Below are 12,460 nucleotides of genomic sequence, written 5' to 3'. Positions count from 1 at the left end.
ATTTTCCTCCTAAAAAAAGCTGGATAAAATAGTGGTTTGACCCACTACCTTATCCAGCATAATTTCTTATACCCTCCGGTAAGCAAGAAAATTTTACCAAGTTTGCCCTTAACTGTCAAACTTTTTATTTATTTAGTTTCTCTTAAGCAATATTAAGAAAGGTTTAATTTTATTAATTGAATAAAGTGGTACAATTCAAGTATGAAGAAACTACTAATAATCTGTTTAGTCCTCCTAACAGGATGTACTAACGCAAACGCAAAAGTAAATAAAATCGAACATCAAGATATTTTTGATCAAGTCCAATTAAGTGATTATCAAAATGTTATGATCGTAGCTCATCCTGATGATGAAACTATTTGGGGTGGAATGCATTTACTAAAAGATAAATACTTGGTTGTCTGCCTAACTAATGGTGATAACGAAATACGTTCTAAAGAATTTAAAGAGGTGATGAAAAAAACACAGAATACCGGACTTATTTTAAATTATCCTGATAAAACAAATGGTAAGCGGGATAATTGGAAATCATCATATCAAAAAATTGAAGACGATTTAAATTATCTTTTATCGAAACAACATTTTAATCTCGTTGTTACTCACAATCCTAAAGGTGAATACGGCCATCAGCATCACAAGATGACAAGTGCAATTGTTACAAGTATTGCTAAAGATCTAGCAATTACTAATAATTTAAAATATTTTGGTCTTTATTATCGAAAAACTAACCCTATCTTGCCAATGAAACCAACCTTTGATGATGATCTTACCAAACAAAAATTAGAATTAGCAGATTGTTACTCCTCTCAAAAGAAAGTCTGCCATAACTTAGGACATATGTTCCCATATGAAAACTGGATCAGCTACGATGAGTGGCATTGATCCAGTTTTTTATCTAATCTTTGTTTTATCAATCAAACGATAGTAATCTAACTTTCGTTCAAGATTCTCTTCATAATTTAATTCAAAATGGAATGAGGAAAATGCTGATAATTGTCCATATATTAGCCAAAGCGAAGTTCAAACAATTTTCGCTGGAAATATACAATAAAACCAACATTAGTTGGTTTTATTGTATTAACAAAGATTTTACATTATACACATTCATAAAATCCCCCACCCCTTATCTTACCGCTATATTCTATACTATAAATAACGGGGCATAGCAGAATAAGATTTTGATGATAATTCTTTATCATCAAATTTAGTTCTAAAAACTTATCCTCCGATTTTTTCAGTATAGAATTGTTCTTTATTCACCTTGACAAAAAAAAGCACATAATGTGCTTTTTTAGCTCAATGTACCATTTATACTGCAGCTTAATGTGACAACTGCTGTCTTAGTGTATATAACTACTCCATTTTGATATTTATTAGCTGTTGCTTTACCAATTGCCTTATTTCCACTTTTTGAAGACGATTTTGAAGAAATCCTCCATGCAGTCCCAGGACATGTAGTTGATACTGATGAACTGGTACATTTGGCAGAACTTCCATTATAGGTAAATGTTCCTTTAACTGATACCGACCACATAATTTTCCCATTACTGTAATAATTAGAAGTCTTTGTACCTGTCTTGGTTCCTGCCGCCTTTACCCGTGTATCTTCAGCTATAGTCGTAACAAGATAATCTCCATTTTCTAAATATTCTGTTTCGATATTAATTTCTGCAGCACTTACTGGCGTGTATGTTAGTATAACTCCCAAAAAAAGAAAAAGTGACAATAATATTTTTTTCATCTTCTACTCCTCCGTAATAATTGTTTCTTCTGTGATAACAGATTCACAATAATCAATATTTTGCTCTTTAGATTCTTTATAACCGATATAAAATAAATAACTATACCACAATGCTATACATAAAGCTAAAACAGTAAGTATAATTAAAACTCTAGATATAATAGTGCGAAGCCGTAATTTTCTGATAAGATAATTCTCATCACAGCTGTTTAAATACGAGATTACTACATCTTTTGGTTCTCCAAATTCCTTAATAATACCATGATATGATACTTCTGGAGTTTCATCTGAAAATTCTGATAAGTTTTGTTTAAATCCATTCAAATACTTTTTCTCGTTTTTTCCTTTTATTGGAAGTAAAGTTTTAACATTTTTATAGTATCTGGTTATGTCTTTATTTTTTTTCATTTTAATGCCCTAACAATGATTAATGATATTTTCAATTCCGTTAATCATTTCCCTATATTCATTAATTAGATTTTGTAGTTTTTCAAGACCAGATGGTTCTAGATGATAATAAACACGAAGTTTCTTATTAGCAATTTCCTCATACGAACTAACAATCCCTTCTTCTTGTAGTTTGCAAAGAATGGGATACATAGTTCCAGATTTAATATCAAGTAAATTGTCGGAATATTCTTTAATAAGCTTTGTTATCTCATAACCATAACAGTCTTGTTTCTTTAAAATGCAAAGCAACAGCATTTCAATTTTAAATAAATTATTTTTACTGCTCAATATAATCACCCTTAACGTCAAGTTAATTACATTATACTACACATGCAATTTTTATCAATAAGTAGATTTTCTATATATATATATTAATTGACAACTATAAATAATAATGATAATATATATTTAAGGAAGCGCTTTCTAAAAAATATATTGGTGGGAGAAAATAAAATGAAGAAAAATTACAAAAGGATTACTATTATACTGACTGCTGTTATAATCTTTTTAGGCAGTTCGGTTTCTATTAATGCGCAAGAGAACATTACAATTTATAATTCAACAATGGGAGAGGTAATGCGACATTTTGAACCTGCTGCCTATTCAGAACTACCCATTGAAATCAAGGAATATTATGATTCAATTGGTGCATATAAAATTTTAGGTGAAAATGCTGATGAAGTATTACCGGAATCGAGGGGGGTAATTTGGGTTCCTAGTGCAATAGTATTAACTACTGTATATAAAAATAGACCAAGTAGTGCGAAAATAACTTTTGGTGGTAATTATAGTTGCACTAAAGGCGTTAAAATTAATGGTTTCGCATATGTAATAGAAAGCTCAAATGGAAATATTGTCGAATCCGGAAGTGTAAGTAAAACCAAGTCCACTTCTGCTTCTTTAAGAAAAACCGTTTCAAGAAAGAATACAGGGAAGAAATATTATTGTAGAGCAATTGGTCACTATATGGACTATGATACTGGCTTAACTAAAACAACAATGCAAACATCAGGAAATTTTAGTTAGAAAGGGGGACTCAATTTGACAAATAGTGGATTAGGAATTATGTGGGGGCCTGTCTCAATTGACGAAAATGCAATATTGATAGTTGTACTATTAGCTTTATTGATAATTGGCACATTAATTTATTATAAAAGAAAGAAATAAAATTGATATATCTCAAGCTAAATAAGAGTAGATAAAAAAGCTATGTTTGATATGTTAGAGTTTAAATCTCATAACTTTTATTCAAGAATTAGAGAGTTGTTCAAAAAGTTGGCTATGGCCTCATGGATAGAGTTCGGCGATGACGAAATATTCGTGACGAGTTTCTAAATGAAAAATTTAGATAATCCTCGTGGTGTATTAGCAAATAAATAACAAGAAAACGTTTTCGATTTATTTGTTAATACTCTTTATAATTTAAAAAACTATGAAATGCAGAACAAAAAAATGAAGAAAATAATTGCTTTTATACTGGTATTTACATTAAGTTTTGGTGCAGTAACAAATGTTAGTGCGTTAAACAATAGCGTAGTATATTCATACTCTTATAAAGACTATGAAACCACAATTCTTAATTCTACCAATGAATATAATATCTGTTTTGAAATAGTAGAGAATGGTGCTAAAAATAAAATTAGAGTATGATACAGACTTTAGATATATAAAAGTAAATAATAATTATTACAATTTTAATGATTGTAATAATGCGTTATTATTACAATCCACATATATATACGACAAAAATCAACCTATTACAATTGTTGAAGCGTTAACTAATTTTTCAAAGATTGATAATATAAATGATTTAAATAGCAACAAGATTTCAGTAAAAAATAATAACTCGTTAGTACCAAAAGCAGAGTATGGTAAGTTTTATTTTGTTGGAAGTAGGAAGAAGAGTATGCTAGTATCTTTAGCAAGTAGCGCAATATCTACAATAATTGCATTCTTAGTAACTGGTGCCTTAGGACTTAGTGTGACAAAGGCAAATGTTGTTTCATTCATATCAGGAGTATTATCCTCTGAAGGGGTTAATTATTTTACTTCTGATGTATATTATAAGGTTTATCAAGCTATTTTAAATGCTCATAATACAACAAGAGAAAAAAGAATTTTAGGTGTCTTCCAACCTTTTAAAGCACAAGTTGTGTGGGATGATGCACACCCTTATTACAGAACGTTTGAAACACAGAGACCAAACAGTTAAACATAATATTTCAACATTGTGAAAGGAAATACAAAAATGAAGTGTCCATATTGTGGAAAAGAAATGGATAAAGGATTTTTTAATTCAGCAAAATGGGATTATACATGGACCCCGGAAGGTAAAAAACCCCATTTTTGGAGAAATCACCCAAAAGAATATGAAGTTCTTTTAAAAAAAGGATGGAATATACTACAATTAACAGCATATAGATGTGCGGATTGTAGAGTTATAATTATAAATGAAGATGATTGTTAGTATAAATTCCATTATGCTAAAATCGAATCGTTGGTGTTCTACCTTATCGTTTCAGAATTAAAAAATTACTATTGAATACAAAAAAGTTCGTAATGTATTTTACGAACTTTTTTTTACCAATGTCCTTCAGTCAAACTGCTGAACCGTTAGAAATGATGAAAATGATAAATTAACTTTTAAAAAGTATAGTAATCGAGAGTTTTTTAACATTCGCGAAAATACAAAAGGCTATATATATCAATGGTTTAAAGTGAAAAAAACTATTGCAAGCTAGGTTCCAGGCTTGCAATTATGTATTATTTTTTATCAAAATTTTGGCAAAATACTCCCACCTCTACAGGTGGTGAGATAAACGCCGATTTATTTCACTAAAATTATAGCTTTTATAAAAAATAGTTAATTTAGGGTTTGATTAACTACATTTTAATGTTGTTTTGATGATTTTGAAGTGCTGAAAACAATACACCATAATCGTACATTTTAAAACTCAAATAACTAAGGATATCAAAAAAGCTAGAAATAATACATTCAATATCTTCGTCTTCTTGAACACCCAGTCTTTTACATATACGTTGATTTGCTTTATAAATCTCTTGATATACTAAAGCACATCTACTTCCTTCTACAAATTCATTTTTTACTACCTTACTCTCTTTTTGGGGATAGTTTCTAAATCAGTATCCCCTGTCATTAAGTCATATACTAATTCTTTAAATTTTTCACTTTTTATATCCATTATTTACACTCCTTTACTTTTGAATAAATAGTGTTCGTATATTCTTTCTCCCGACAGTAAACGTTCTTCCCATGAATTCTCCTCTACACTGCTTGAAAAGTCAGGATATGAATCGCATGATGTTTATAGAGCTTTATCCTGCCTGGCTGAGGAATCAAGCTACATTCAATCCAAACTATATAAAAACACTCATTTCATCAAGAAAAGAAATACCAACACACTTTATTATGACTGCACCAATTACTATTTTGAGATTGAAGAAGATGGTGACTTTAGAAAATATGGAAAAAGCAACGAGAATCGACCTAATCCAATTATAGACATGGGACTTATGATGGATGGTGATGGTATACCCGTTAGCTTTTGATCTCTATGAAGGAAACAAGAATGAACAGATGACATTAAGGCCTCTTGAAGAAAGACTTATCGTTACATATTCACTAAAATATGCAATCTATCAAAAGAAAATCAGAGAAGAAGAAATGTATGATGGATTCTATACCAGCACTACAAATCTTGAAGATGATGATATCAAATCAATAATCGAAGTATCAGAAAGAAGATGTCAGATAGAAGAATGGTTTAGAATCATGAAAACAGATTTCAAGACAAGACCAGTATATCTGCATAACAAAGATAGAATCAAGGCATATTTTCTAACATGCTTCATTTTGCTAATTATCTACAGACTTTTAGCGTATAAGTTGAATAACAGATATGCAGTAAGTGAAACATTAAAAACACTAAGAGAAATGGAATTAGTAGATACATAGTATAATGGAAATATACTAGCATACAGGAGAACCCAAACAACAGATGAGCTTCATCAATTATTTGGATTCAGAACAGATTATTAAATAATTGGAAAGAAAAAAATGAGAAATATCATAAAAAATACAAAAATCGTATAAGTTACGCATATTCGATACAAAGGATAAAGTGGTACAATTCAAGTATGAAGAAACTACTAATAATCTGTTTAGTCCTCCTAACAGGATATACTAACGCAAACGTAAAAGTAAATAAAATCGAACATCAAGATATTTTTGATCAAATCCAATTAAGTGATTATCAAAACGTTATGATCGTAGCTCATCCTGATGATGAAACTATTTGGGGTGGAATGCATCTACTAAAAGATAAATGCTTAGTTGTCTGCCTAACTAATGGTGATAACGAAATACGTTCTAAAGAATTTAAAGAGGTGATAAAAAAGGGACAAAATAAATTTTGTCCACGGGGTGATTAATCACTACAGATGATTATCACCTTTTTTTGTTTTATAATATACCTGGTGATATATAATGATTGATTTAGCTGTTCCTGTTGATACCTCAAGTCTTCTTAACTTTAGTCAGTACGTTCAAAATGCCGGTAAAGAAACTTTTAGATATATCTTTTTTGACAACTTTGATTATATTTCCAAACTACATAACTCCGGTAAAATGCGCGATGTTATCTTTGACAATATTCAAAAAACTATTTTATGCTCTTCTATCTATCTGGGTTATGATCTTTATGAGTGTCCCTACTGTGGCCAGGAGACTATCGTCGCTCATACCTGCTCTTCCAGATTCTGCTCCAAATGCGGTTCTAAAGCTTCCCAGCGGCGCGCTGCTTTTGTTTCTGCTATGGCTTTCGAATCTAAGCATCGTCACATTGTTTTCACTATTCCTAAAGAGCTTAGGTGGTTCTTTCTAAGGGATCGTACTCTTCTTGACGGCTTTTTTGTAGTTGCTCGCAATGTCCTTGCCTGTGTATTCAATGACCGCAAATACCGTAAAGAAAAATCCAGACATAAAAATGATCTTATGTATAAACATCCTAAACATAAATCAAAATACCTCAGGAAAAGAAAAAAGCCGCCAGATAATGGAGTATACGGAAGAAGAGCTTGAGGCGTTAATAGAGGATGAAGTACTGATTGAAATGAAATGTGAATCGTGCGGATATGAAGAAGGAGTACCGGACTGGATATTAGAAGAATTTTTAGGAATGGAACTAAGCAGCGGATCCAAAGACAGGAGATACAGCTGCCAGTGTCCCAACTGTAATAAAACAATGTTCAGGAAAGAGTAATTTTCTGACACTTTTTTGGGTACCATAAATCAGGTACCCTTTTAGTTGGAATGATATACTGTTATTATCAGACGAATCCAAATTCCTATAGAATAAAAAAGAGAAGATACTGCTACCTTCCCCTGAATTCCTAATCTATATCTTAATAATAATGACGTTCAAATGTAGCATATTTCTTATTTAAAATGATATATGCAACAATCAAGATAATTCCAGCACCAGCACAAATAGCACCATCTAAACGTAAACTCCCTACCGGAATATCAATGCTCATTCCTAATAGACGATTTCCAATAGTAAACTCCATTGCACTAACAACTAATGGCATAAATAAACCAACTACAATACCTGAAATAACAGCAGCGATTCCACTAAATAAAGTCCATTTATAAAATGATTTATTAATCAAACCAAGTAAAACTGCTGTTAAAATAATTCCCACCACACAAATAATTCTCGTTGGAGTATCACTTAAAGTTTTATAAGTTTTAATAAATTTTTGTGTTCCTGGTGTTGTTTTTTGGACCTTTTCAACGGTACTTACAATTTTATTTTGTAAGGCACCATTTTCATCAGTAATCTTACTTTGAATTTGTTCACGCTGCTCTGTAGTGATTTTTTTACCAATTGCTTCTTCGATTGCAGGAATATTTTCATCAACAGCTTTAGATAATTGTGCAGCAATCGCAGCAGTATCAACATCACTACCATTTGCTACAGCTGCTGTAATTTGATCTAATAAATCGCTCGTCACATCATTTAAAGCACTATTATTTTTTACTGCTTCCTCAACTTTCTTGATATTTTCATTACTTACATCAGGAAATGCTTGATTAAGTACTTCTTCAATCCCGTTACTTGCCTCTTGAACAACGACAGCATTTGTAATTGCTTTAGTTGACATTGTCTTAATTGATAGATTAACACATAGGAGCATAATCAAACATAACATGACAATTGTTAATACTACATTTCCAAATTTCTTCATTTCTTTCTCCTCAATAAGATGCCTTGTTCCAATTTCTAAACTATAAGATATCTTTTCTAATGTATTTATTATAGTTTTTTTTATCTCTTAAGTCAAAAAGAGTGCCAAATCACACTCTAATTATACCGTTTTCTGCGGTTTGTATCTTTAACAATATAAATTGGTCGAGCTTTATTTTCCATATAATCTTTAGACACATATTCTCCTAATATTGCAATTAATAACATTTGTGTTCCACTTAAAAATAAAATTAAACAGACAATCGTAGTATATCCACCTACGCTATTTCCAAACATCAATGTTGAAATCGCTGTATATAACGATAAAATAATTGAACCAACAAATAGGATAACACCAAATATTCCTGCTATCTTTAGTGGAGCAGTAGAAAATGAGAAAATTCCTTCTAAAGCATAAGAAAATAAGCTTTTAAAATTCCATTTAGTAGAACCAGCAGCCCTTTCTACATTATTAAATGGTAACCACTTTGTCTCAAAACCAACATATGAAAATAAACCTTTCATATAACGATTATACTCTCTAATTTCTAAAATTGAATCAACCATAAGACGACTCATCATTCTAAAATCTCCTGCGCCATCACTCATATCCAATTTTGATAATTTTTGCATCACCTTATAAAATGACTTACTTAAGAAATTTCTTAATCTACCTTCACCCTCACGATCCATTCTTTTTCCCGCACAACAATCGTAACCTTCTTGACTTACTGCCTGATACATCGGTGCCAGCAATTTTGGGGGATGTTGAAGATCTGCATCCATGATTACACAATAATCACCGGTTGATTTTTCCAAGCCAGCGAACATCGCTGCTTCTTTTCCAAAGTTGCGAGAAAATGAATAATAGTCACAATGGTGATCTTTAGCACAGATCATCTTTAATAAATCAATTGTATGATCATGACTACCATCATCAATAAATAAGATTTCATAATCAATATTTTCAATCGTTTCAAGTTCTTTAGTCACTTCCTTATGGAATAATGGAAGTACTTCCTCTTCATTATAACAAGGTACGATTACACTAATTTTGTCCATATTCATGTCCTCCTTTGGCAGCAAAAATCTTAAACTTGCATAGCCCATAATTTGAAACTACTGTAATTACACTAACTACTACTTTTGATAACATCTCATTTGCAGATAATAACTGAATAAAAATAAATAATAATCCGCTTTCAACTAATAATGTCCCTAATCTTAAAATAAAGAATTGATAAGCTTCTTTTCCAGTTTCATTAGCACTTTTAAAAACAAAATGTTTATTAGCCCAAAAAGCGAAGATAACAGCACCAACCCAAGAGATTACATTTGCAAAAAGCCAGCCCTGATCCATCATTGTAATCACAAACCAATAAATTACAAAGTTAATTAGCGTTGTGCATCCACCTACAAATACATAACTAATTAATTCTTTCAAATCCTTTTTCATTCTTTTTCCTTCTCCCTTGAAATACTAACCATATAAAACCCACACCACTACAAACATAACCAACATTTTTCATTGGAGCTTTAAATATAATTCTAATCTGGTGTTGTCCTTTAGAAATCTTTGCTCCTAAAAATGCTTTATTTACACACTCCTTAGCAACTTCTTTGCCATCAATTAATACCGTATAGCCATTTTGATACGGTAATGAAGTAACTAAATAGCCATCATTACTAACATTGATTGTTCCTTCTACAAGATTGCCATCTTGATTATACGAGCCAACTAATGCATCAATTTCTTGATTACGGTTTTTGATTACATCATAGTCAATCGTAGAAACTTTTATATTCTTTAAATCATAACGTCCATTACTGAAACTAATACTAAGTTGGTCAAGCAATTCATTTTGACTTAAAACATATGTAAAATGCGTATTATGATTTGGATAAGCAGCACTTGAACTAGATAACTTATTTTTTACCCCATTAATCGTAATACTCGTATCTTTACGCTTAATTAATTTAACTTTAGCTAAATCAAATTCCACAATTAAAATCTTATTAGTTAAATCTTGATTGATCCCTAATTCTAATTTACCCGTCTTTTTAGTGTTAATACGATAGCCATCATTTAATTTAGTTATTTGTAAATTATCGCTTTTTTCTTTTACAACTGTTTCTAGTGCAACCGTAGCTGCCTTACTTTGATAATTACTCTGACCGCCTGCAACAACCACATTATTATAAATAGTGTCTAATGTTTGTGGGTAATCTAGACGATCAAACTGCACAACATCATAGCTATTACTAGTTGCATAAACAAGCGGCAATACTTTATCATTTTGATATAGATTATTACCAATTGCTTGATATCCCATCGGTACTACATTTTCACTATAGAGCGTCTTCACTCCCATCATTCCTTGAAAGAAAATATTTGAATTTGATAGACAAGCGACACGATTTTTAATACTAATAGGATTTTTAATAATATCGTAATAAAAATGATTATAGAGACTATTACTAACGGAACTATAGATTGAACTTCTAAGCTCGTTATTACTAACTTGATTGACAGTGTTCAATGACTGTTTAAAAATATCATATCGACCATCTTTTTCTACTTTAATATTTTTTAAATTCGAAACTTGTTGATAAGTGTCTTTTGTAACAAAACTCTCTTTTTGATTATTAACATAGCTAATTATTAAAGGCATTACCAACAATAAATATAAAGTTCGTTCAGTTATTCTTAGATACAATAATATCCCAACCAAACAAATTATAATATCTAAAATAACTAATGGCTCTTTATAAAATAAGACAATTGGTAAAATAAGTAGCACAATTAATTTTAAATCCAATTTAATTTGTGATTGTTTATACTCATTGATTGTTTGAATTACTACATAAATAATCAATGGTGTAAAAGGAAGCAAAATCTTGGCCCGAGGATATAAAAAACCATTTAAGACAAAACTAAAGATCGGGATAAATAATAACAATAATAGCCAGATCGATAATTTTCTCGTTTCTTTTAATTTTAAGCTTAGAACTAAACCTGCCCATGCAACAAAGCCTAATCCACAGCCATAAGCATTATACAATAGGGCTTTAAAATCACCTCGTGGCACTACTAACGACATCAAATCAAGTGAGCCGCCACTACTTTGATGGTTCTCCAGCATAACATAGGCAGTTGGAATTAAAAGAATTCCACAAATAAGCACTCCGATCAATAACGGCTGAATAAATAAACATAACTTTTTAAAAGTAATTAGGTTTTTCAATCGATACATTTCAAAACAATAATATGTAAAAATTGTTAGTAAAGCTGAAATTGCAAAAAAATAACTATTTGCAATTATTAGAACCACTGCTCCAATTAATAACCCTTGCTTTTGATTTTTAATATATGTATCTACCGCGATCAATGCCAAAAGCACTCCAGGCATATAATCAACAAACATGATTTGGCGGTGACTTTGGAATAATACAGAAGAAGATAATAATAATACAGCTCCAACTATACATAGCGTTGTGCTAAACTGTTTGCGTTTCAACCATATATAGGTCAGGTTAACACTTAAAACTAAATTTATTATCATATAGGTAATTATAATATCTTTCATTGCTATTCCAGGAATAAGACAGCCAATTAATACGTCAGGTCGAAACAATCCATAATAAGATATATTATAAATATTTTGACCACCGCCGATATTAAATGCAAAATCGGGGAAAAATGATTTTGTCTCTAACATCGTCTTCCGAATATAATCAGCTAGATTGACATGTTGCGATAGCCAATCAGTATTAGCTCCAAAGATACTAGAAGAAGGCGTGATGACTATGATCATCACTAAGGTTAAACATGTTAAAAATATAATTGGGTAAAACTGCTTTTTTTTCATTACTATCATTCTCCTGCTCACATTATCGTATATATTCCTTAAGAATCACCTAAAGAACATCTAAATATTTCTTAATTTTCATTTTACTATCTTCTTAATTTCCATTATGATGTATAATAAATACGAAAGTT

The 12,460-nt window shown here is 30.7% G+C and carries 16 protein-coding genes and 1 pseudogene; 10 read left to right on the top strand and 7 right to left on the bottom strand.

What is annotated here, in order from left to right:
- Positions 1 to 201: 201 nt before the first annotated feature.
- Positions 202 to 882, top strand: a complete 681-nt coding sequence (locus tag KTF99_RS06235) for a PIG-L family deacetylase (protein ID WP_008792403.1) — start codon at positions 202 to 204, stop codon at positions 880 to 882.
- A gap of 409 nt (positions 883 to 1,291) precedes the next feature.
- Here the strand turns inward: KTF99_RS06235 and KTF99_RS06230 are convergent, their stop codons facing one another.
- Genes KTF99_RS06230 through KTF99_RS06220 form a run of 3 tightly spaced genes read right to left on the bottom strand, consistent with a single transcriptional unit; the run spans position 1,292 to position 2,479 of the window.
- The gene (locus tag KTF99_RS06230; RefSeq protein WP_029481915.1) at positions 1,292 to 1,741 is read right to left on the bottom strand and encodes a hypothetical protein; all 450 of its coding nucleotides are present in this window, start codon (positions 1,739 to 1,741) and stop codon (positions 1,292 to 1,294) included.
- A 3-nt stretch (positions 1,742 to 1,744) separates the two neighbouring features.
- Positions 1,745 to 2,149: a DUF6120 family protein gene (locus KTF99_RS06225; protein ID WP_029481916.1), complete on the bottom strand. Its 405-nt coding sequence runs from the start codon at positions 2,147 to 2,149 to the stop codon at positions 1,745 to 1,747.
- A 9-nt stretch (positions 2,150 to 2,158) separates the two neighbouring features.
- Entirely contained in the window at positions 2,159 to 2,479 is a 321-nt protein-coding gene (locus KTF99_RS06220; protein ID WP_029481918.1) for a PadR family transcriptional regulator, read from the bottom strand.
- A gap of 165 nt (positions 2,480 to 2,644) precedes the next feature.
- Here KTF99_RS06220 and KTF99_RS06215 point away from each other — a divergent pair, with 165 nt between their 5' ends.
- The 9 genes and pseudogenes from KTF99_RS06215 (at position 2,645) to KTF99_RS06175 (ending at position 7,473) form a co-directional block, all read left to right on the top strand.
- On the top strand, positions 2,645 to 3,217 hold the full coding sequence (locus KTF99_RS06215; protein ID WP_029481920.1) for a hypothetical protein: 573 nt from the start codon (positions 2,645 to 2,647) through the stop codon (positions 3,215 to 3,217).
- A gap of 15 nt (positions 3,218 to 3,232) precedes the next feature.
- Positions 3,233 to 3,358 carry an LPXTG cell wall anchor domain-containing protein gene (locus tag KTF99_RS06210; protein WP_118263922.1) on the top strand — a complete coding sequence of 42 codons (126 nt, stop codon included), beginning with the start codon at positions 3,233 to 3,235 and terminating at the stop codon, positions 3,356 to 3,358.
- Positions 3,359 to 3,628: 270 nt separating this feature from the next.
- A complete protein-coding gene (locus tag KTF99_RS17080) occupies positions 3,629 to 3,841 on the top strand; it encodes a hypothetical protein (protein WP_254210101.1) in 213 nt (70 codons plus the stop codon).
- On the top strand, positions 3,813 to 4,403 hold the full coding sequence (locus KTF99_RS06205) for a hypothetical protein (RefSeq protein ID WP_254210100.1): 591 nt from the start codon (positions 3,813 to 3,815) through the stop codon (positions 4,401 to 4,403). Before KTF99_RS17080 ends, KTF99_RS06205 begins: the two co-directional genes overlap by 29 nt.
- A gap of 18 nt (positions 4,404 to 4,421) precedes the next feature.
- Positions 4,422 to 4,658, top strand: coding sequence for a PF20097 family protein (locus KTF99_RS06200; protein WP_336244690.1), 237 nt, complete (start codon positions 4,422 to 4,424; stop codon positions 4,656 to 4,658).
- Between the two features lie 776 nt (positions 4,659 to 5,434).
- Positions 5,435 to 6,251, top strand: a pseudogene (locus KTF99_RS17615) (IS1634 family transposase); the annotation flags it as partial.
- 98 nt (positions 6,252 to 6,349) lie between these two features.
- Complete coding sequence (locus KTF99_RS06185) at positions 6,350 to 6,643, top strand: PIG-L family deacetylase (protein WP_229107935.1); 294 nt, start codon at positions 6,350 to 6,352, stop codon at positions 6,641 to 6,643.
- A gap of 55 nt (positions 6,644 to 6,698) precedes the next feature.
- Positions 6,699 to 7,292 carry a transposase zinc-binding domain-containing protein gene (locus KTF99_RS06180; protein WP_029481928.1) on the top strand — a complete coding sequence of 198 codons (594 nt, stop codon included), beginning with the start codon at positions 6,699 to 6,701 and terminating at the stop codon, positions 7,290 to 7,292.
- 31 nt (positions 7,293 to 7,323) lie between these two features.
- The gene (locus tag KTF99_RS06175; RefSeq protein ID WP_254210099.1) at positions 7,324 to 7,473 is read left to right on the top strand and encodes a hypothetical protein; all 150 of its coding nucleotides are present in this window, start codon (positions 7,324 to 7,326) and stop codon (positions 7,471 to 7,473) included.
- A 142-nt stretch (positions 7,474 to 7,615) separates the two neighbouring features.
- Here the strand turns inward: KTF99_RS06175 and KTF99_RS06170 are convergent, their stop codons facing one another.
- The 4 genes from KTF99_RS06170 to KTF99_RS06155 form a co-directional block, all read right to left on the bottom strand.
- Entirely contained in the window at positions 7,616 to 8,461 is an 846-nt protein-coding gene (locus KTF99_RS06170) for a hypothetical protein (RefSeq protein WP_003535073.1), read from the bottom strand.
- A gap of 116 nt (positions 8,462 to 8,577) precedes the next feature.
- On the bottom strand, positions 8,578 to 9,522 hold the full coding sequence (locus KTF99_RS06165) for a glycosyltransferase family 2 protein (RefSeq protein WP_008792407.1): 945 nt from the start codon (positions 9,520 to 9,522) through the stop codon (positions 8,578 to 8,580).
- Positions 9,509 to 9,916, bottom strand: coding sequence for a GtrA family protein (locus KTF99_RS06160; RefSeq protein WP_003535077.1), 408 nt, complete (start codon positions 9,914 to 9,916; stop codon positions 9,509 to 9,511). The genes KTF99_RS06165 and KTF99_RS06160 overlap by 14 nt, the downstream gene beginning before the upstream one ends.
- A complete protein-coding gene (locus KTF99_RS06155; RefSeq protein ID WP_009299363.1) occupies positions 9,888 to 12,329 on the bottom strand; it encodes a YfhO family protein in 2,442 nt (813 codons plus the stop codon). The genes KTF99_RS06160 and KTF99_RS06155 overlap by 29 nt, the downstream gene beginning before the upstream one ends.
- Positions 12,330 to 12,460 lie beyond the last annotated feature (131 nt).

Origin of the sequence: Erysipelatoclostridium sp. MSK.7.34 (assembly GCF_019041935.1) — a bacterium.
Classification (GTDB): Bacteria; Bacillota_I; Bacilli_A; order Erysipelotrichales; family Coprobacillaceae; genus Thomasclavelia; species Thomasclavelia ramosa.
Note: the sequence above shows the minus strand (reverse complement) of the source record. Positions and strands in the feature narration are given on the sequence as shown.

Excerpts from the sequence above, each read along its gene's own strand:
- KTF99_RS06225 (WP_029481916.1), bottom strand. The coding sequence starts at position 2,149 with ATGAAAAAAAATAAAGACATAACCAGATACTATAAAAATGTTAAAACT.
- KTF99_RS06165 (WP_008792407.1), bottom strand. The coding sequence starts at position 9,522 with ATGGACAAAATTAGTGTAATCGTACCTTGTTATAATGAAGAGGAAGTA.
- KTF99_RS06185 (WP_229107935.1), top strand. The coding sequence starts at position 6,350 with ATGAAGAAACTACTAATAATCTGTTTAGTCCTCCTAACAGGATATACT.
- KTF99_RS06235 (WP_008792403.1), top strand. The coding sequence starts at position 202 with ATGAAGAAACTACTAATAATCTGTTTAGTCCTCCTAACAGGATGTACT.
- KTF99_RS06215 (WP_029481920.1), top strand. The coding sequence starts at position 2,645 with ATGAAGAAAAATTACAAAAGGATTACTATTATACTGACTGCTGTTATA.
- KTF99_RS06160 (WP_003535077.1), bottom strand. The coding sequence starts at position 9,916 with ATGAAAAAGGATTTGAAAGAATTAATTAGTTATGTATTTGTAGGTGGA.
- KTF99_RS06230 (WP_029481915.1), bottom strand. The coding sequence starts at position 1,741 with ATGAAAAAAATATTATTGTCACTTTTTCTTTTTTTGGGAGTTATACTA.
- KTF99_RS06170 (WP_003535073.1), bottom strand. The coding sequence starts at position 8,461 with ATGAAGAAATTTGGAAATGTAGTATTAACAATTGTCATGTTATGTTTG.
- KTF99_RS17080 (WP_254210101.1), top strand. The coding sequence starts at position 3,629 with ATGCAGAACAAAAAAATGAAGAAAATAATTGCTTTTATACTGGTATTT.
- KTF99_RS06180 (WP_029481928.1), top strand. The coding sequence starts at position 6,699 with ATGATTGATTTAGCTGTTCCTGTTGATACCTCAAGTCTTCTTAACTTT.
- KTF99_RS06205 (WP_254210100.1), top strand. The coding sequence starts at position 3,813 with ATGGTGCTAAAAATAAAATTAGAGTATGATACAGACTTTAGATATATA.
- KTF99_RS06175 (WP_254210099.1), top strand. The coding sequence starts at position 7,324 with ATGAAATGTGAATCGTGCGGATATGAAGAAGGAGTACCGGACTGGATA.
- KTF99_RS06155 (WP_009299363.1), bottom strand. The coding sequence starts at position 12,329 with ATGAAAAAAAAGCAGTTTTACCCAATTATATTTTTAACATGTTTAACC.